13 protein-coding genes are annotated in these 19,541 nt (G+C 67.6%); 8 read left to right on the forward strand and 5 right to left on the reverse strand.

Features of this window, described 5'->3' with window-relative positions:
* Positions 1–8: 8 nt before the first annotated feature.
* Positions 9–3,338 (reverse strand): S41 family peptidase, encoded by a 3,330-nt coding sequence (locus tag HT578_RS15440; RefSeq protein ID WP_213500577.1) that lies wholly within the window; start codon positions 3,336–3,338, stop codon positions 9–11.
* A gap of 326 nt (positions 3,339–3,664) precedes the next feature.
* Between HT578_RS15440 and HT578_RS15445 the strand changes: the two genes are divergently transcribed.
* The 3 genes from HT578_RS15445 (at position 3,665) to HT578_RS15455 (ending at position 8,382) form a co-directional block, all read left to right on the forward strand.
* Positions 3,665–4,534 (forward strand): glycerophosphodiester phosphodiesterase family protein, encoded by an 870-nt coding sequence (locus HT578_RS15445; protein WP_213500579.1) that lies wholly within the window; start codon positions 3,665–3,667, stop codon positions 4,532–4,534.
* Between the two features lie 67 nt (positions 4,535–4,601).
* Positions 4,602–7,376 (forward strand): TonB-dependent receptor, encoded by a 2,775-nt coding sequence (locus tag HT578_RS15450; RefSeq protein ID WP_213500581.1) that lies wholly within the window; start codon positions 4,602–4,604, stop codon positions 7,374–7,376.
* 127 nt (positions 7,377–7,503) lie between these two features.
* Positions 7,504–8,382, forward strand: a complete 879-nt coding sequence (locus HT578_RS15455; RefSeq protein ID WP_213500583.1) for a glycerophosphodiester phosphodiesterase family protein — start codon at positions 7,504–7,506, stop codon at positions 8,380–8,382.
* A gap of 9 nt (positions 8,383–8,391) precedes the next feature.
* On the opposite strand, the gene HT578_RS15460 is transcribed toward HT578_RS15455, so the two are convergent.
* The 4 genes from HT578_RS15460 to HT578_RS15475 form a co-directional block, all read right to left on the reverse strand.
* A complete protein-coding gene (locus HT578_RS15460) occupies positions 8,392–11,379 on the reverse strand; it encodes a TonB-dependent receptor (RefSeq protein ID WP_213500585.1) in 2,988 nt (995 codons plus the stop codon).
* A gap of 36 nt (positions 11,380–11,415) precedes the next feature.
* Entirely contained in the window at positions 11,416–12,399 is a 984-nt protein-coding gene (locus tag HT578_RS15465; RefSeq protein WP_213500587.1) for a FecR family protein, read from the reverse strand.
* Positions 12,396–12,893: an RNA polymerase sigma factor gene (locus HT578_RS15470; RefSeq protein ID WP_039389168.1), complete on the reverse strand. Its 498-nt coding sequence runs from the start codon at positions 12,891–12,893 to the stop codon at positions 12,396–12,398. The genes HT578_RS15465 and HT578_RS15470 overlap by 4 nt, the downstream gene beginning before the upstream one ends.
* 89 nt (positions 12,894–12,982) lie before the next feature.
* Positions 12,983–13,702 carry a Sir2 family NAD-dependent protein deacetylase gene (locus HT578_RS15475; protein ID WP_213500589.1) on the reverse strand — a complete coding sequence of 240 codons (720 nt, stop codon included), beginning with the start codon at positions 13,700–13,702 and terminating at the stop codon, positions 12,983–12,985.
* 248 nt (positions 13,703–13,950) lie between these two features.
* On the opposite strand from HT578_RS15475, the gene HT578_RS15480 reads away from it, so the two are divergent.
* The 5 genes from HT578_RS15480 to HT578_RS15500 all read left to right on the forward strand — a co-directional run bounded on the left by HT578_RS15480 (position 13,951) and on the right by HT578_RS15500 (position 19,511).
* The gene (locus tag HT578_RS15480; RefSeq protein WP_213500591.1) at positions 13,951–14,418 is read left to right on the forward strand and encodes a (2Fe-2S)-binding protein; all 468 of its coding nucleotides are present in this window, start codon (positions 13,951–13,953) and stop codon (positions 14,416–14,418) included.
* Positions 14,419–14,420: 2 nt separating this feature from the next.
* A complete protein-coding gene (locus HT578_RS15485) occupies positions 14,421–16,616 on the forward strand; it encodes a xanthine dehydrogenase family protein molybdopterin-binding subunit (protein WP_213500593.1) in 2,196 nt (731 codons plus the stop codon).
* Positions 16,617–16,898: 282 nt separating this feature from the next.
* Complete coding sequence (locus tag HT578_RS15490; protein ID WP_039389165.1) at positions 16,899–18,272, forward strand: aminotransferase class III-fold pyridoxal phosphate-dependent enzyme; 1,374 nt, start codon at positions 16,899–16,901, stop codon at positions 18,270–18,272.
* Positions 18,259–18,987, forward strand: coding sequence for a haloacid dehalogenase type II (locus tag HT578_RS15495; RefSeq protein ID WP_213500595.1), 729 nt, complete (start codon positions 18,259–18,261; stop codon positions 18,985–18,987). The genes HT578_RS15490 and HT578_RS15495 overlap by 14 nt, the downstream gene beginning before the upstream one ends.
* A gap of 26 nt (positions 18,988–19,013) precedes the next feature.
* The gene (locus HT578_RS15500; RefSeq protein ID WP_039389163.1) at positions 19,014–19,511 is read left to right on the forward strand and encodes an Lrp/AsnC family transcriptional regulator; all 498 of its coding nucleotides are present in this window, start codon (positions 19,014–19,016) and stop codon (positions 19,509–19,511) included.
* Positions 19,512–19,541 lie beyond the last annotated feature (30 nt).

Raw genomic sequence — 19,541 nt, forward strand, 5'->3', positions numbered from 1 at the left:
CTTGGCGCCTAGCGTGAGGGAAGCGGGGTGACGTCGCCGGCCGGGGTGCCGAGCGGGGGCAGGGGCTGCGGGGTGAGCGGGCGCACCGGCTCCTGAGCGATTCCGCGCTGGAGGAGGGCAACGGCGCTTTCAAGCTGCGCGTCGCGCCCCTCGAATGCGGCGTGGGGGCCGTTCTCCACCTCGATGTCGGGCGCGATGCCGTGCCCCTCGACGATCCAGCTTCCGTCGGCGGCGTACTGGGCGTTTTCGGCGATGCGCACCGCGCCCTTGTCGGAGAGGCGGTTGCGGTCGGAGAGCCAGATGCCTGCGCCCGCCGTGCGCGTACCCACCAGCGGCGCGATGCCCAGCGACTTGATCGCGGCGGCAAAGGTCTCGCCATCGGAGTAGGTGCGCTCGTCGATCAGGACCGCGACATGGCCGCGGTAGGCGTTCTGCATGTTGGTGGTGGGTACGCCCGTGCCGTCGGGCCTGGCCCAGAAGGCCCAGGGGCGGCGCATCAGCATGCCGATGATGAGGCTGTCGATATTGCCGCCGCTGTTGCCGCGCACGTCGATGATGAGCCCGTCCTTGTCGAGCTGGGCGAAGTAGTCGCGCGCGAAGCTGGCAATGTCGTCCGGGCCCATGGCGCGCAGGTGCAGATAGCCGACCTTGCCGTCCGACAACTCCTGTGTGGCCAGGCGGCGTCCCTCCACGAAATCGCGGTAGCTCGCCATGACTTCGCCGTCCTGCGTCATCGGCTCGACAATGGCGCTCATCGAGGTGCCTGCGCGGGTGAGGTCGAGACGGACCTCCTGCCCGGCCTTGCCCGCGAGTTCACGGCGCAGGTCGGCGAGCGAGGCGATGGGGCGTCCGTCCACGCGGCGGATCACGTCGCCCGCGCGCACGTCGACGCCCGGCCGACGCAGCGGCGGGCGCAGCGCGACGAGGTCGGCCTCGGTGCGCCAGATTTCGTCGATGCGAAGGCCGCCCGAGACCGGCGCGTAGCGGGCGCCGAGGAAAGCCATGGCGCTGTTTTCCGCGTCGCTGGGCAGGTCACCCGGGCGCACCTGACTATGGAGGATACCTAGTTGAGAGGCCATGAGGCCCAGCAAAGTGTTGAGCTCCGCGCGGTGGCCGATGCGGTCAAGGAATGGCTCGATGCGGGTGCGGACCTCGTTCCAGTCGACCCCGCGCAGGGCCGGATCGTAGGCGAAATCGCGGTGCATGCGCCAGGCATCGACGAACATCTGGCGCCACTCGGACACCGGATCGATGGCGAGGCGCCAGTCGTCGAGGCGCACGGTGTCGGCCGCGATATCGTCGGGCAGCTTGGCCTTGGCGGGGACGAGGGCGAGTTCGGGCTTCTCGCGCGATCCGTGCGCGACAAGGAGTGTCTTGCCATCGGCGGAGAGATCGGCGCCGAACGCCCCCTCGGCGAAGGTCTCCAGCTTGGGATCGCGCTTGTCGATGGCGATCGAGACGAGATCCTCGCCCTTGCGGGTATAGAGGAAATCCTTGGAGGCGAGCAGCAGGCCGGACATGCCGGGCGCGGTGGGCAGCTTGTAGAGGCGCGCGGCGAGGCCGTCCATCACGATGCGGGCAGGCTTGGTGGCCGTGTCGTCTTCGTCCTTGTCCTTTGCGGCCTCGTCGGACCGTTTTGAGGACGAGGGCTTCGCTTCTTCGGCGCTGCGGGTCAGTTCGTTGTCCTCGCTAAAGCGGAAGGGCGCGGACGGGTCGAGCTGGAGCGCGTGGATCTCGCCCCGGTCGGGGAAGGCGACGCCCATGTTGCGGTCGCCCCAGGGGCTCCCCGGGGTCGGCGCGAAATTGCGGTCGGAGAGGAAATAGAGCCAGGCCCCGTCGTGCGCGAAGGCGGGGGCATAGTCGTTGTACTTGCTCGAGGTCGCCTGGACGCGGGCGCCCGTGGCGAGGTCCTGGACGAAGATGTCGGCGGTGTTGGCGTTGTTGGCGCGTGCGATCTCGGCATAGGCGATGTGGGTGGAGCCGGGCGCGAAGGCAAGATCGTGGAAGGGCTGGTCGTCGCCGGTGTCGTTGCGGGCGAGCAGGGTGACCTTGCCGCTGGCGATGTCGACCTTCTGGAGGCGCGCCTGCTTGTCCCACAGCACCAGCGTCCTGCCGTCCGGTGCCACGGCGAAGGACCAGATGTGCGCGTCGTAGCCGTGGGTGATGGCGACCGGCTTGCCCGACCCATCGGCGGACATGGCGTAGATATCGCCCTGTTCGCCCTCATCGAGGATCATGAACACGCGCTTGCCCTCAGGGCCGGCGACGGCCTGGCGGGCGCGGGCGGTGAGCGGTACGGCGAACTCGACACGGCGCAGGGCACCTGGCGCGGCGAGGGCGACCCGGCCGCGCGCGGTGACCGCAACGCTCTCGCCCGAAGGGGAGATATGCGCACCTTCCAGCTGCGACATCGGATCGGCAATCGCGCGCAGGCGGGTCTGTGCGCGGTCGGTGACGATGTCGATGGCAAGGGTGTGGAGGCTGCTGTCGGTACGCGAGAAGACGTGGATGTCCGCGCCGTTCTGAAGGTAGATCGCGTCGCCATCGAGGCTTGCCTGGAGAACGGGGAAGGGCATTTCCTGCGAGAGCTGGGCCACGCCCGAACCATCCTCGTTCACCGACCAGAGAGCATCGCCGCCGCTCTTGTCGGAGATGAAGTAGACCTTGCCGTCCGCGGCCATGGGAAAGCGGATCGGTGCGCCGAAATCGGGCAGGAGCTGGACCGCCTCGTCCGCGGCGCCGCCGTCCCAGCGCCACAGCTGGGCCATGCCGCCGCCGCGGTAGAGCACCGCGTGGTCACGCGCGCGGGCGGTGAGGCCCCGGCGGCTGAAGAACAGCGTCGTGCCATCCGCGCCATAGGTCGCATCGTTGGCGCGCCACAGCGGGATGGGCCTCGCTTCGCCGCCGGTGGGGGCAATCGTGTAGAGGATTTCGCCATGGCCGCCTCCGGTCAGCCGCGAGGAATAGATGACGCGGCCATCGGGCGTCCAGCCGACCGTGCGCAGCAGGCCGCCCTCGAAAGTCAGGCGGCGCGGCGTCCCTCCCGCGACGGGCATGACATAGACGTCCTGCTCGCTGTCGTAGCTGGCGGTGAAGGCGACCATCGTGCCGTCGGGCGAGACGTGGGCGTCGGTCTCTTCTGCGGGGTGGTTGGTGAGACGGATCGCGCTGCCGCCCTCGCGCCCGGTGCGCCACAGATCGCCTTCGCTGGCAAAGACCAGCACGTCGCCGCGCGCGCTGGGGTACTGGGAGAAACCGTCCTCCGCGTGCGTGCGCGTTGCGGCGGTCGCGGCACCAAGAGCAAGCAGGCTGCAGGCGAGAAAGCGCATGGTCTTCATGGGTTGGGGGCCCCTTTTTCTCTGTAGAATTGCGCGGGACCATGCCGGGTGCCTGCCCGATAGGCAATGACCGGGAACCCGGCGTCCGCAGTCCTGTCGCGAGCAAGGGCACACCCGCGCGTGCAAAAAAAACTGGCCCCGTCCTGTCAGATTCTGAGAGCCGCCACGTCTCCCTTTCGAACGCGGCACACGCCGCGCGAGTGACCGGGGGGTCAGACGTGATTTCTGCCACGAAAGTGCGTGCAGGAGCGCTCGGCGTTCTTGCAGCCTGTAGTCTTGCCACACTGCCGCACCTAGCGCAGCCGATCCAGGCGGCCGCGCCTTCCGTGCGGAGCGCCGAACTTGCCCGGCGGCTGGCCGGGCCCGATGGGCACGTCATGGTCGTTGCGCACAGGGGCTGCTGGAAGGCGACCTCGGAAAACAGCCTCGATGCGATCGCGCAGTGCCGCGCGATGGGCATCGACATGGTCGAGCTCGACGTGCGCACCAGCCGGGACGGGGTGCCGGTGCTGATGCACGATGCAGATGTCGCGCGCACCACGGACGGCACGGGCCGTGTTGCCGATATGACGCTGGAGGACCTGCGCGCGCTGCACCTGCGGGAAGGCATGGGCAGGACGAGGGGCAGGGCGAGGGGCGGGACGAGTGCCGTGACCGAGCGGCGCATTCCCACGCTGGCCGAGGCGCTTGCGGCGACCGGCGGCGAGGTCCTCGTCAACCTCGATGCCAAGGCGGTCGACCCGGCCGTTCTCCTGCGTATCGTGGATGAGGCGGGTATGCGCGGCCACGTCCTGTTCAAGGCCGAAGCTTCGGCCTCTGCGATCACGGCGCGCGTGCCTTTCGTCCGGGACGTACACTTCCAGCCGATCCTGCGCGAGCCGGGCATGGCGGATGATCCCGTTGCGGCAGTCGCGTCCTACGACGCGCTTGCGCCTGTCAGTTTCGAGATCGACGTCAAGACGCAGGGGTTCCTGCCGCGCCTGACAGGGGCTCTGCGCGCGCGCTGTGCACGCTACTGGGTCAACAGCCTGGCGGGGCGCATCTACGATGACCGCGTCGCGCTGGAGGACCCGAACGCCGTGTGGGGGCGGCTTGTCGCCTACGGTGTCGACGCGATCCAGACCGATCATCCCGGCATCCTCAAGGACTACCTTTCGCGAAGCGGCCTGCGCAGCTTCGCCTGCACGCCGAGCTAAGGCGCGCACCCTCTCTTCACCGCTGAATTTTCGAACCTGCTTTTTGCTTCACAGGACAGTTGTATCCATGAAACGCATCCATGTTCTTGGCCTGACCGCCGCTCTTCCCGCGCTTGCCGCCATGCTGGCCGCGGCCCCGCTCCATGCCCAGACGGCCAATGCCAGCACCACGGCGCAGGCCGGTGAGGAGGACCCCGAGACCGCGCGCCGTCACCGCGCCAACGAGGATACCGCCGAAGAGGCGATCCTCGTGACCGGCTACCGCTCGTCCAACGTCGCGGCCATCGAGGCCAAGCGCGATGCGGTAGGCATCCGCGATTCCATCGCGCAGGATCAGGCGGGCCTCCTGCCCGACCTCACCATTGCGCAGGTCGCCCAGCGCATTGTCGGCGTGGCTCTTGTGCCCGATTTCGCGACCTCGGATGACCGTTCGCCCGACCTTGCCGAGAGCGTCATGATCCGCGGCATCGGGTCCAGCTACAACCTCGTCACCATCGACGGCATGCCGCTTGCGACGACGTCCCCGAGCAGCCGCGGCGCGCGCATCGAACTGCTGCCGCCGTCCTTCGTCAGCCGGATCGATGCGGCCAAGACGATCACCGCCAACCTTGATCCCCATGCGCTGAGCGGCCAGCTCGACCTCATCACGGCGAGCGCCTTCGATACCGGCAAGACCACCCTCGTTGCGCGCGCCTCGGTCGGTGACAACAGCACGGCAGGGCAGTTCGCGCACAAGGACCAGGGCCAGAATTTTCGCGGCGACCTCACCTATTCGAGCGTGTTCGGCGCCAACCGCGATTTCGGTGTCGTCCTGTCGGGCTCCTACGCGCGCTACAATTCGAGCAACTACGACTACAAGCCGGGCGCGGTCGATTCCAGCTACCTGCTCTATGACGACAATGGCGAGGAAATCAGCGACTACAACGACCTGTCGACGACAAACGGCTGGTCGGCCGCGGCGCGCAACCAGATCTTCGCCTATACCGACAGCGTCGAGCGCGCCTCGGGCGTGATGAAGCTCGAATACGATCCCGGTTCGGCTACCTATGCCTCGCTCTACACGGGCTACTTCTACCAGAAGGAAGACGAGGTCCGGAACGAGTACCTGGCCCAGTCGCGCGACAGCGCCGGGCTGGTTGCACAGGATGCGACCTCGGGCACCTGGGCGATGGGCCGTACTGCGCTGGGCTACTCGCACCAGCCCCAGAAGCGCGAGACCTTCGTGGTCTCGGGCCTTGTCGAGCAGGACCTGGGCGGCGGTTTCGACGCCAGCCTCAAGGCCACGCATTCGCGTGCACGTCTCAACACGATCCGCGACCGCTCCAAGTTCCAGGGCGACTACAACGAAGAGGGGGCCTTCGCCTACGACCTGTCCAGCGCGAACCCGCAGCTGACCCTGCTCGATCCGGGCTACGTCAACGATCCGGCGACCTACAACGAAAGCTACATCCAGCACATCACCCAGCGCGCCGCGCAGGACTTGACGTTCGTTGGCCTCGATGTGGGCAAGAACTTTGCCGCGGACGACTATGGTCTGGGCTTCAATGTCGGTGCCAGCTTCCAGAACACCGACCAGAGTTACGACGAGAATCGCTTCGCGGGCAACCTCTACGATGTAAACGGCGATCGCATCACGCTGGTCGGCTATGACCGTCCCGACCGCCTGGCCACCACCGACCCGCGCGTCGATTTCCTCCTCATCAACGACGAGGCGGTGCGCGCGGCCTGGGAAGCGGCGGGGTACACCGACGTCCAGGACGACAGCGACACCAACATCTCCTCCGACTACGAACTGAATGAGAAGGTCTACGCGGCCTACGCGCAGGCGCGCTACCGCACCGAGAACTTCAATGTCCTTGCCGGTCTGCGCTTCGATGCGACCGAGAACGACATCGACCTGTGGGTGCGCGACGCCAACCTGGTGGGCGGCGTGCAGGATGCCGACAGCTACAGCGAGGGGCATCGCCGGGCGACCTACCAGTACCTCCTGCCCTCGGTCATCGCGAGCTATCGTTTCGACAACGACGTGGTGCTGCGTGCGGGCTACTCCAAGACCATCGGGCGCCCGAACTTCAATTACTATGCGATCTCGGAAGCGATCGGCCTTCCCGACGAGGTCGAGGGCGACAACATCATCTCGGTGACGCGCGGCAACGCCGACCTCAAACCGCGCACCTCGAACAACTTCGATCTCTCGCTCGAATGGTACCCGACCCAGGGTTCGATGCTGTCGGTCGCGGCCTTCTACAAGGACATCAAGAACCTCATCTTCACCCAGAACATCTCGGTCGACGGCTTCGAGTACCAGGGTGACCTCTATACCGCGCGCATCACCACCCCGATGAACGCACAGAGTGCTTCGCTGAAGGGTGTCGAGGTCTCGGCCCGCCAGGACTTCCGCGACATCGCGCCGGGCTTCCTGGGCAACTTCGTGCTCAACGCGAATGCCACCTACATCAAGGGCAAGCAGACGGTGATCCAGGCGGACGAATCCACGCGGCATGTCGATGGCCTGGAAGGCCAGCCCGAGTTCCTCGCCAACGCCTCGCTCTCCTATGAGGACAGTGTGTTCGGCGCGTCGATCGCCTACAGCTACGTGGGGGACTACCTGAAGTCGATCAACGAGGACTCGCAGCTCTTCGACATCCACTCGAGGCACCGCAGCGAGCTCTCCGCCCAGATCCGCCTCAAGGTCCTCGAGGGTGTGACCGTGATCGCCGAGGGGCAGAACCTGACCAAGACCGACATCGAGTACTTCCGCAAGATGCCCGATGGCCAGCTGCTTGCCGAGCGCGCGCAGAAGGGCCGCACCCTCTGGCTCGGCGTCAACGCGCGCTTCTGATTGCGCACGGCCCTGGCCTCAGGGGCCTGACAGCGGGGCTCCAGCGGGACATGCGTTCCCCTGGAGCCCTCGGCTTTGGCCTTTCATCCCTCCAGATTGCCCCGGGCGGGGCAGGGGAACTTCGATCATGAAAACACTCCTTGGTGCAGGTCTGGTGGCCGCACTGGCGCTGGCCGCGCCCACGGCGTGGGCGGCCGAGCCCTTCTGCGGGACAAACCCGCATATCGCGCGCCTTCAGGCCGAGCGCGCGGATCCGAGCGGGCGCATTCTCATCGCCGCGCACCGGGGCGGGCATCTGGTCGCCCCCGAAAATTCGCGCGCGGCCATGGATGAAGCCATTGCCGAGAAGGCCGACATCATCGAGATCGACGTGCGCGTGACGACGGATGGCGTTCCCTACGTGATGCACGACCGTACGCTGGATCGTACGACCGACGGCACCGGCCCCAACGCGCAGATTACCTACGCGCAGCTGAGGGCGCTGCACCTGAAAGGTAGCGCCGAGAGCCCGCCCACCCTGCAGGAACTGCTCGTGAAGTCCTGCGGCAAGGCGCTCGTCGACCTCGACATGAAGACCGACAAGGTCGCCCCGGTGCTGGCCGTGGTCGAGGGGCTGGGGATGGCCGAGCAGGTGATCCTGTTCGACTCCGAGAGCGAGACCTTGCGGGCCGGACGCCGTCTCGTGCCGGGCTTACCGGTGATGACGCGCCTGCGTGCAGACGGCCCGGCGCTGGAGGAGATCAACCGGGGTCTGGCACCGGTTGCCATCGTGCACGGCGACTCCACCTCTTTGACCCGCGCCGCAAGCGCGGTGATTGCGGCGCTCCCCGCCCGGATCTGGGCCAACGCGCTGGGCGACACCGATACGGCGATGGCACAGGGCGATGATGCGGAGACGTGCCGCAGGCTTGCGGATCTTCGCATCATGGGCGTGTCGGTGATCCAGACCGACTATCCCGCCGCGCTTCGCAAGGGGCTGCACCAGTGCCGGATTCCCGGTGACTGAGGGCGCAGCCTACCCTCCCAGCCCCCAGTGCAGGCTGAGGCGCACGCTGCGCGGAACCGCGTAGCTGTCCTTGAGCCAGCCATGCCCGGGGCCGGTCAGGCTGGTCAGCCGGGCCTGGGTGAGGTTGGAGACGTCGAGCACCACGCTCCAGCGCGGCGCAAAGTGGTAGCGGGCCTGGAGATCGACCTGGCGGCGCGGCGCCCAGTAGACGTCCTGCGAGGGCGCGTCGGGCGCCACGGCGCGAAGCGCGCGCCCCGTCGCATTGATCGCGGCGCGCAGTTCCAGGCCGTCCTGGGCGTAGAACAGGCTGACATTGCCGATCTGCGAGGGTTGGCCGACCAGCCGGTCGACCACGCGCTGCGAGCCGCTCGTCTGCAGGACCGACATCGCGCCGTCGAGCCGGGTCCAGTTGGCGGTGAAGCCGAAGGGAGCAAGGTGGTGCGAGAGCGCGCCGAGCGAGCCCACGCTCGCGCTCAGCTCCAGTCCCGATATGTGCGCCGCGCTGGCGTTCACGGGGCGGATCACCTGGGCTGAGGAATAGTACACGCCCTCCCAGGTGTAGCCTTGGGTCAGGGCATCGAAGATCTCGTCGCGAATGCGCTTGTGGAAGAGCGCGGCCGAGACGAGACCGTCGAGCCGGGCGGGCAGGATCCACTCCGCACTCACATCGAAATTGTCCGAGGTGCGCGGCGCTAGCCCCGGGTTTCCGAGCCGTACAGTAACGTCCGGGCTTTGCGGGTTCCCGGCCAGGCTGGAGCTGCCGAAGTCAATGGCGGCGCGCGGGGCGTAGCTTTCGTAGCTGGGACGCCCGAGCGTGCGGCTGTACCCGGCGCGCAGGCGCAGCGACGGCGTGGGATCGAAATTGGCCAGAAAGGCGGGGAGCAGCCGGGTGTAGCGCGAAGAGGCCGTCGTCGCGGTCCAGGTATCTCCGGCCTCGATGTAGCCTTGCGTCAGGAGCGAGGTCCGGTCGAGGTGGAGCCCTCCCACCAGTTCCCAGGGGCCGCGCGCCAGGCGCGTCATGGCGTAGGCCGAAAGGCTCGTCTCGGCATGGTCGAAACGGTCGCGCAGGGCATCGCCGATGTCCGAGGTCAGCGCGATGTCCTCCTGGTTGGCCGCGAACTGCGCCCAGGCCCTGTCGGGATCGATCACGATCAGTTCCAGCCCCGCGCGGTTGTAGGGGAGGGAATTGGTGCGCACCTCTCCCGCCTGCGCCAGGGTCAGATCGCGGTTGTCGGTGCTCCACGCGGCGTTGGCATAGCGGTAGTGATAGCGCGCGCGTTGCACGCCCGCCCCTGCGGCAAGGCCGAGCCCGCTGTCGCCGGGCGCCATGTTGCGTCGCCAGTCGAGGCGTGCGGTATCGAGGTCGGAGACCGCGCGGCGCGCCCGCTCGCGCCAATAGGCGGCAGGGTAGAGCGCCAGGTTCGTGTAGCTTGCGCGCGGCACGGTGAAACTGTGGTGGAGCGCGCTCGTGTCGTAGGTGACCGGGAAGGCCGCCGATCCGGTGACTTCACCCTCGGCATCGCGGCCCGAGGTGAATTTCACCATGGTGTAGTCTTCGTCCATGGTCGCCCGCGTGCGCGCACCGCGAACCGAGATGCGGTCCTTGTCCGTAGGCGACCAGGTGGCGTCGAACAGCGCAAGCCGGGTGGTGGTGCGGGTCACGCCGTCGCGGTAGCCCACCTGCACCGCGCCGCGCGCGAAGTAGCCCGAGGTGTCGCTTGTCCGGGTGATCGCGCCGCGTGGTTCGATCACGACCTCGTTGCGGATGAAGCCATCGCGGAAGGTGAAGCTGCCCAGGAACGTGGAGATCGCCAGATCGGGCAGATCGGCTTCGAAACGAGCCGAGAGGCCATGGCGGCGGCGATCCGAGCTGTTGATCCAGTACTTGTCCTGAACCGGCACCGGACGCCCCTGCGCGCGCGGGTCATCTTCGTCCACGCGCGTGCCGTCTGCAGCGTAGAATGCAAGGAACCCGCTGTCGCTGGTGCCGTGCATGTCGCTGTTGTTCTGGAGGCGGCGGGTGTCGGCCGAGAGCACGAGACCGAAACGGCGCTCCGGCCCGAAGGTCGTGGCAAAGGTGCCGCTGGCGTGGAGGCCGGGGGTAGACTGGGGCTGCACTTCGCCATGGCGGCTGGGCCGGGTCAGTCCGGCTTCGAGTGAGGCAAAGGGGGCGCCGCCGCGTGCAAGAGCGCTGCGCGTGCGGATGTCGATGGCGCCGCCGATGGCGTTGGGATCGCGCTCGGGCGTGAAGGTCTTGAGAACGACGAGCTCGCTGACCAGCGCGGTGGGCAGGATGTCGAGCCGTACACCCCGGCTGGCGCTGTTCACGCCCGCCTCGGGAATGCCCGTCGAGGCGATGGCGAGGCCGTTCACGGTGACGTTGTTGTAGGTCTGCATGAGCCCGCGCACGACCGGGGCGACGGGCACGTCGCGCGGGTGTTCGTTGTCGGCAATGGGGATCACCGAGATCCCGGGGATACGGCGCATGGCATCGACCACGCTGGTGTCGGGAAGGCGGCGCACCTCGTCGCTGGAGATGGCATCGGCAATGACGCGGGCCTCGCGCTTGGCCGCCCGCGCGCGGCGCTCGGACATGCGCAGGCCGATGACGTGGATGGGATCTCCGGTCAGCGGGGGCGGTGCGTAGGCGGGTGCTGCGCTGGACGGGGTACGCGCTGCAGCGCCAGTGCGGGCGGAGGCCGTCGCGCGGGGGCGGATGAGGACGGCTCCGGCCCGGCGCTGGGCGATGAGGCCGGTGCCCACAAGGATGCGTTCGAGCGCGTCTGTCTGGGACATCCGTCCGTGCGCACCTTGGCTGCGGCGACCTTCCAGCGTTTCGGGTGCGCTCAGGACCTGGACGCCGCTCTGCGCGGACCAGGCATTGAGCGCGTCGCCCAGCGCGCCTGCCGGAATGGCGAAGTCGCGCGTGCGGGCATCCGCCGGGGAGGCCACAAGCGCCGCCATCGCGGCAAGGCTGGCCGCAACCGCAAGGCGCATCACCGGGCGGTTTCCCCGCGGTCGAATGGGGTCGTACTAGATGCGGTCGAGCACCAGAGCATGACCGGTGTCCTTCACCGAGAAACCGTGGAGCAGGCCCAAGTTCTCCAGCACCGTGACCGGCTCGGCAAGGTGCAGGCGGCCCGCGACGCGCGTGCGCAGGAGGGCCGGATCCTCGACCAGGATCTGCCGGTCGGTCCAGCGCTCCAGCTGGGGGACGAGTTCGTCCAGCGGCATGTCGCGCACCTGCAGCCAGCCGCTGCGCCAGCTTTCGGCGTCCTCGCCCCGGATGCGCGCAAGCGGGGCGATCACACCATCGGCGAGGCGCGTTGTGTGACCGGCAGGAACCCTGACAGGGGCGATGCCCGGTGCATTGGCGGCAAAGCGCACCAGACCGCGCTCGACCTGCAGGTCCACGGCCTCGCCGTTGAGGGCAACGTCGAAGCGCGTGCCCAGCACGGTCACGGTGCTGTCCTGTGCGCTCACGGTAAAGGGGCGGGCCGGGTCGTGCGTCACGTCGAACAGCGCCTCGCCCGTCTCCAGCCGGACCTCGCGCCGGGTCTCCCCGATGCGGGCGAAAAGGCGGCTGTTGCCATTGAGATGGACCTGCGATCCGTCGGCCAGCGTGATCGCGCGCACTTCTCCGGGGCCGGTGCTCCAGCTGTTCTCGGGCGTGAGCTGAAAGCGCAGTTGCGGGAGGCCAAGGGCGAGTGCGCCCACGAGCAGGGCTCCGCCTGCGGCCAGCCCAAGCGCACGGCGACGCGAGGCACGCGGAGCCGTTCCCGCGTTGTCGTTGCCGGCGGGCCGCGGCGCGGTTTCGGCATGAAGGCGCAGGCCGTCGGTGACGGCCTCGTCCATGCAGGTCGCCCAGAGCGCTTCGAAGCGCGCACGCCGGTCTGGCGCGCCGGAAAGCCAGGCTGCGAAGGCGGTGGTATCGACCGCATGGCTGAGATGGCGGGCCACCCAGAGCGCGGCGGCCTCGTCCTCGTCGTCCGGCAGGGCGTCGTCGGGCGGCGTCATGCCGACTCGTCCTGGCTGGCCATGGCGCGGTGGAGCGAAAGCACTGCGCGCGCGACATGGGCGTCGACCGCGCTCGGGCTGATGTCGAGCTGGGCGGCGACGTCCTTGGCGGAAAGCCCGTGAAGGCGGCGCAGGATGAAGACCTCGCGGCGCTGGCGGGGCATGGCGGCAATGATGCCCGACACCGTGTTCATCCGTTCACGTTGCAGCATGGCGTGCTCCTGGGAGGGTTGCTCGCTGGGAATCTCGATTTCGCTGGCGGGCACGTCCTCGGCGCGGCGCAGGCCCAGGCGCGCGTGGTCGACGATGAGGTTGCGTGCGATCCGGCGCAGCATGGCGCCCACGTTGCGCACGGTATCGGGGGCGTAGTGAGCCAGGCGCACGAAGCTGTCCTGCACCACGTCCTCGCTCGCGGTGTGGTCGCCCAGCCGCCTATAGGCAAAGCCGTAGATGTCGGTGCGCAGTTTGCGGTACGCCGTTTCGTCGAAGTGCATCGTGACAGCCCCGTATCCCCTTGGGGACGCCGCCTATGGCCTTCGCGTGACAGCTTGAAGACGATGGAGCCGTCTTGCCTTTGCGCGGCTCAGAACGGCACGGCGTGGGCTCCGGCAAGGAGGTCGCGTACGAGCCTTGGCACCTCTTCGCTGGCCGGGCCCTCCAGGACATGGAGGATGTCTGCAGCGCCGGTTGGAGCCGGGTTGACCTCGATGGTGACGGCGCCGTTCGCGCGGGCAAGGCCGAGCAGTCGGGCGGCGGGATGGACGCTGGCGGATGTGCCGATGGCGATGAAGATGTCGGCCTTTGTGGCCAGAGCTTCGAGCGCGTGGCGATGGCGCGGGGTCTCGCCGAAGAGGACGACATCGGGGCGCAGCGCGGGCGCGTCGCAGGCCGGGCAGTCCTCGCGCACGGGGAGCTCGCCCTCCCAGCCCACGCGATTGCCGCATTCGGCGCACAGCGCGGCAAAGAGCGTGCCGTGAAGGTGCCGCACATCGCGGCTTCCTGCGCGTTCGTGCAGGTCATCGCCGTTCATGGTGGCGAGCGTGAAGGCTCCGCGTGCTTCGCTGGTCCAGCGCTCCTGCAACTGGGCAAGGGCGGCATGGGCCGGATTGGGAGCCACTTCGCGCAGCTGCGCCCGGCGCGCGTCGTAGAAGGCGTGGACCTTGCGGGGCTGGGCGGCGAGCCCCTCGGCCGAGCACAGCGCGCGGAGGTCCACATCCTCCCAAAGGCCCCCTTCGCCGCGGAAGGTGGCAAGGCCGCTTTCGGCAGAGATCCCTGCGCCGGTCAGGATGACGAGATCGGTCATGGCGTGTGTGGTCCTGTGGTTCACTCCCATCCTAACGCTTCCGGGGCAGGCGCAAAGGCAGTCCTGGAAAGAAAGACCGGGAAAATCAGGCGCGAAGGTGGGCTCTCCCGCGCAAGTGCGCGCAGATGGCAGGAGTGGTGGGTCGATCCGGGCAATCCGGCACAAAATCCCGGTTGGTTCGCGCTAGGGCCTGTGCTGTAAACGGGCAGTATGGGACGCACGGGCCTTGAGGCCCCACGGAGGACACGATGGCAATCCGCTTTACCCTCAATGGCGACGAGACGACGCTCGACGTCGATCCGGCCAAGCCGCTCCTGTGGACACTGCGTGAGGATATCGGCCTGCCCGGCACCAAGTTCGGCTGCGGGGCGGGCCTGTGCGGGGCCTGCACGGTCCACGTCGACGGGGTGGCGACGCGTTCGTGCATCACGCCAATTGGGCTCATCGAAGGCCAGAGCGTAACCACCATCGAGGCGGCCGGGGCCGACCCTGTGGGGCGCCATGTGGTCGCGGCTTGGTGCGCGCTCGACGTGCCCCAGTGTGGCTATTGCCAGGCCGGGCAGATCATGAACGCGACCGCCTTCCTCCACGAAGTGCCGGAACCTACCGATGCGGACATCGACGCGGCCATGGCGGGCAACCTGTGCCGCTGTGCAAGCTACACCCGCATCCGCGCCGCCATCAAGGACGCGGCGCACAAGGCGAAGGAGGCATGACCATGGCTCGGACCTCTCTCAGCCGCCGGGGTTTCATCGCCGCCAGCCTTCTTGCCGGTGGCGGCGTCGCGTTCGAGTTTGCGCTGCCGCTGGGGCGCGCCTCTGCGCAAGGGCTGGATGCCGCGCCGATCACCGCGTTCGTGCGCATCCTGCCCGACAACCGAGTCGTGATCGGGGGCAAGAACGCCGAGATCGGGCAGGGCGCCAAGACCATGCTGCCCATGCTCATCGCCGAGGAGCTTGACGTCGCCTGGGACAGCGTGACGGTGGAGCAGACCGACGCCGATGCCGGGATCTATGGCGCGCAATCGGCGGGCGGCAGCCGCACCACGGGGCGCGAGTGGCTGCCCATGCGCCAGGCAGGCGGGGCCGCGCGCGCGATGGTGCTGGCCGCCGCCGCGCAGGAATGGGGTGTGCCGGTCGCGTCACTGTCGAGTTCTGAGGGCCGGGTGCTCCACGAAGCGAGCGGGCGCGCGGCGCCCTATGCGACCTTCGCCGCAGGCGCCGCGCGTCAGACAGCGCCTGATCCCGCGACAGTGACCTTGAAGGACCCGTCCGCGTTCCGGATCGTGGGCACACGGGTCATGGGCGTCGATACGCCCGCGATCACGCAGGGCAAGCCGCTGTTCGGGATCGACGTGGACCGGCCGGGCATGCTCCACGCCGTGCTGGAAACCTGCCCGGCGGTGGGCGGACGTTTCGTTTCGGCCAACCTCGACGAGATCCGTGCGCTGCCCGGCATTGAACATGTCTTCGTGATCGAGGGGGACGGGCAGGCGGAATCGCTGCTCGACGGCGTCGCGATCCTCTCGAAAAGCTGGTGGAGCGCCGACCAGGCGCGCCTTGCACTCCAGGTTGAATGGGATACCCGCGCGGTGGAGGGCTACTCCACGCAAGGCTATGCGAAGTGCGCGGGTGAAGCCCTGGACCGCGCGCCCGAGAAGACCGTTCTGGACAAGGGCGATGTGGCCTCCGCGCTGGACGGTGCCAGCCAGCGGATCTCGGCGCGCTATGCGGTGCCGATCCTGGCGCATGGCACGCTGGAGCCGCAGAACACGACCGCGCTCTTCACCGGCGATGCCATCGAGATCTGGTCGCCCACGCAGAACCCGGAAAGCGGACGTGCGCTTGTCGCTGCTGCGCTCGGGCTGGAGAAAGAGGCGATCCGCATCCACTTCACCCGCATAGGCGGAGGCTTCGGGCGGCGCCTCATGGGCGATTACATGGTCCAGGCTGCGGCTATCGCGGCCAAGGTACCGGGCGTTCCGGTCAAGCTCCTCTACAGCCGCCAGGACGAGTTTCGCCGCGACTTCTTCCGGGCGGGCGCGTGGCATGAACTGGAAGCCGGGATCGACGCGGCAGGGCGCTTGACTGCCTTTCGCGACCACTACGTGACCTTCGGAGCGGGCGGAGAGCCCTCGCGCGGGGCCGAGGTCGCGGCGGGGATCGTCCCTGCGAACCTCCTTGCCGATGCACGGATCGAGCAGAGCCTGATCGCGACCAACCTGCCCACCGGCTGGCTGCGCGCACCGCGCTCGAATAGCCTGGGCTTCGTGCTGCTCTCCTTCCTGGACGAGGTGGCGCAGGCGGGTGGACGCGATCTCCCGGCGCTTCTTCTGGAATTGCTTGGCGAGGAGGCCCGTACGATCCCGGGGAGTGGTCCGCGCGAGGCCGATTTCCAGACTGGTCGCGCGCGTAGCGTGATCGAAAAGGTGCTGGAGATGGCCGACTGGGCCGGACGCGGCGGGCTCGAAAGTGGGCGCGGCAAGGGCTTCGGCTTCTACTTCAGCCATGCAGGGTATTTCGCGGTGGTGGTCGAGGCGCAGGTGCGCGATGGTCAGGTGCGTGTGCCGCGCGTCTGGGCGGCCGGCGATGTCGGAAGCCAGATCGTCAATCCCCTGAACGCCGAGCAGCAGGTGCGCGGGGCCGTGATCGAAGGGCTGGGACAGGCAATGGCGGGCCAGGAGATCACCCAAGTCGACGGCGCGGTCGAGCAGGCAAATTTCGACACCCACCCCTTCATGCGCATCGACGCGGTGCCCGCGATCGAGGTGGCCTTCGTGCCCAGCGACAACGGTCCGACCGGGCTTGGCGAACCGGCACTGCCGCCGGTGGTGGGCGCGCTCGTCAATGCGGTGCACGCGGCGACGGGCACGCGCATCCGAAAGCTCCCCTTACGCGAAGAGGATCTCGTCTGAGCGGGACTTCGCGGCGCAGCAGATAGTACCGATTTGGGCGGGGCTGCGGGCTTGGGATCACCTCGTGCCCTCCACGTCCTTGCGTGAATTGCGCATGATGAGGGGCAAAAAGGCAAGGGTTTCTGCGGGATTCTCGGCATCGTCGTACGTGCGCGCGTGTGAAGCAGATTCGCCCGCCTGCCCGGCCAAAAACGACAGAAGACGCGGCAGCCCCCGCCGCAATCGGGAGCAAAGACACCCCCGTCCCACTACAACGGAAGGCCGAGCCGCAAGGGACACAACATGATCGCCAATTCACTGCTGGAAAACGACAAGGCGCACTGGATCCACCCGGTGGCCTCGTGGCGCGACCACGAGGCGCGCGGGGCCACGATCCTGCGTTCGGGCAAGGGGACCTACCTCACCGACATCGACGGGCATGAACTGCTCGACGGGTTCGCCGGCCTGTGGTGCGTCAACGTGGGCTATGGCCAGGACAGCATCGTTGCAGCCGCGACCGAGCAGATGTCGCGCCTGCCCTATGCCACGGGCTACTTCCACTTCGGTTCCGAACCCGCGATCGAGCTCGCGACCAAGCTTGCCCAGCGCGCGCCGGGGGACCTCGACCACGTGTTCTTCTCGCTCGGCGGGTCGGACGCGGTCGACAGCGTCGTGCGCTTCATCCGCTACTATTACAACATCACGGGCCGCCCGCAGAAGAAGCACATGATCGCGCTGGAGCGCGGCTATCATGGCTCGAGCAGCACCGGCTCGGGCCTGACCGGCCTGCCCGCCTTCCACGCCGGGTTCGATGTGCCCACGCCCGTCCAGCACCATATCTCGTGCCCCTATCCCTACCGCTTCGAGGGCGACGATGCCGCGCTGATCGCGTCCTCTGTCGCCGAATTGAAGGCGAAGGTGGAGGAACTGGGCGCGGAGAACGTCGCGGCCTTCTTCTGCGAGCCGGTGGTGGGCTCGGGCGGCGTGATCGTCCCGCCCAAGGGCTGGCTCTCCGCGATGCAGGCGGCCTGCCGCGAGCTCGACATCCTGTTCTGCATCGATGAGGTCATTACCGGCTTCGGGCGCACCGGACCGCTCTTCGCCTGCGAGCACGAGGGGCTGACGCCCGACTTCATGACCACCGCCAAGGGGCTGACTTCGGGCTATGCGCCGATGGGCGCGCTGTTCATGTCGGACCGGATCTACCGCGCCATTGCCGATGCGACCCCGCCGGGCGTCTCGATCGGCCACGGCATGACTTATTCGGGCCATCCGGTGAGCGCGGCGATCGGCCTGGAGGTCCTGCGCCTCTATGAAGAGGGCGGCCTGCTCGCCAACGGCGTCGCCTCGGGCGCGCACCTGGCCAAGGGGCTGGAGGCGCTGCGCGATCATCCGCTGGTCGGGGACGTGCGCTCGCAGGGGCTGCTGGCCGGCGTCGAGCTCGTCACTGACAAGGTGGCCAAGACGCGGCCCACTGCACAGATGAAACTGCCCCAGCACCTTGCCGATATCGGCTATCGCAACGGCGTGGTGTTCCGGGCCTTCGGGGATGGCATCGTCGGCTTCGCGCCGCCGCTGTGCATCACCACCGATGAAGTCGACCTCATGCTGGAGCGCTTCCGCAAGAGCCTCGACGAACTGCTTACTATCAAGGAGATCCGCGATGCGGTTGGGTGATTACAAGGCCTTGTCGTTTGACTGCTACGGCACGCTCATCGACTGGGAATCGGGCATGATCGAGGGCCTGCGCGAACTGACCGCGCGGGTGGGCACCGACATGAGCCGCGACGAGATCCTGCAGGCCCACGCGCGCCACGAATCGCGCCAGCAGGCCCAGACGCCGAGTAAGCCCTATCGGGATCTCCTGCCCATCGTCTACAAGCGCCTGGCCGAGCAGTGGGGCGTTCCCTTCTCGCAGGCCGAGTGCGAGGAATACGGGCGCTCGGTGCGCAACTGGCCGGCCTTCGTCGACAGCCCGGGGGCGCTCCAGTACCTCAAGAAGTACTACAAGCTGATCATTCTCTCGAACGTCGACAACAAGACCTTCCAGTACTCGAACGAGAAGCTGCAGGTCGAATTCGACGCGATCTATTCGGCCGAGGACGTGGGCGCCTACAAGCCCTCGGACCGCAATTTCGAGTACATGAACGGCCACATCGGCGACCTGGGCCTGGAGCCGGGCGATATCCTGCACACCGCCGAAAGCCTGTTCCATGACCACGTTCCCGCGCGCAAGTTCGGTATGGCCAATTGCTGGATCTACCGTCGCCACGCGCAGGAGGGTTTCGGGGCGACCATGACCCCCTCGCACGAGCCGACTTACGACTTCCGGTTCAATTCGATGGCCGACCTTGTGAAGGCGCACCAGGAAGAGCTACGCAACGGGGATTAAGTACCGAAAAAGACAGGGGCCGCACCATGATCAATGCACCGAAACTCGACCGGATCGACATCAACATCCTGGCCGAACTGCAACGAAGCGGCCGCATCACCAATGCGGAACTGGCGGACAAGGTAGGCCTTTCCGCCAGCCCCTGTCTTACCCGCGTCAAGCGGCTGGAATCGGCGGGGCTGATTTCGGGCTACAGCGCGATCATCAACCTCGCCAAGATCGGCACGAGCCAGATCGTCTTCACCTCGGTAACGCTGGGCGATCACCGCCGTGCCGACTTTCAGAAGTTCGAGACGCGCATCGCGCAGTATGAGGAACTGGTCGAATGCCACCTCGTCAGTGGCGGCTTCGACTATCTCCTGAAATTCGTGGTGCGCGGTATCGCCGAGTACCAGGAGATGATGGAGGAGCTGCTGGAAAGCGGCATCGGCGTTTCCAAGTACTTCTCCTATATCGTGATCAAGACCGCGGTGGCGCGCGGGCAGGCCCCGGTCAAGCTTCACGCTCCGGCGCTCGCGCGCTGAGTACAGCCGCGCCGCTCGACACGAAAAAGC

The sequence above is a fragment of the Novosphingobium decolorationis genome (genome assembly GCF_018417475.1).
Classification (GTDB): Bacteria; Pseudomonadota; Alphaproteobacteria; order Sphingomonadales; family Sphingomonadaceae; genus Novosphingobium; species Novosphingobium decolorationis.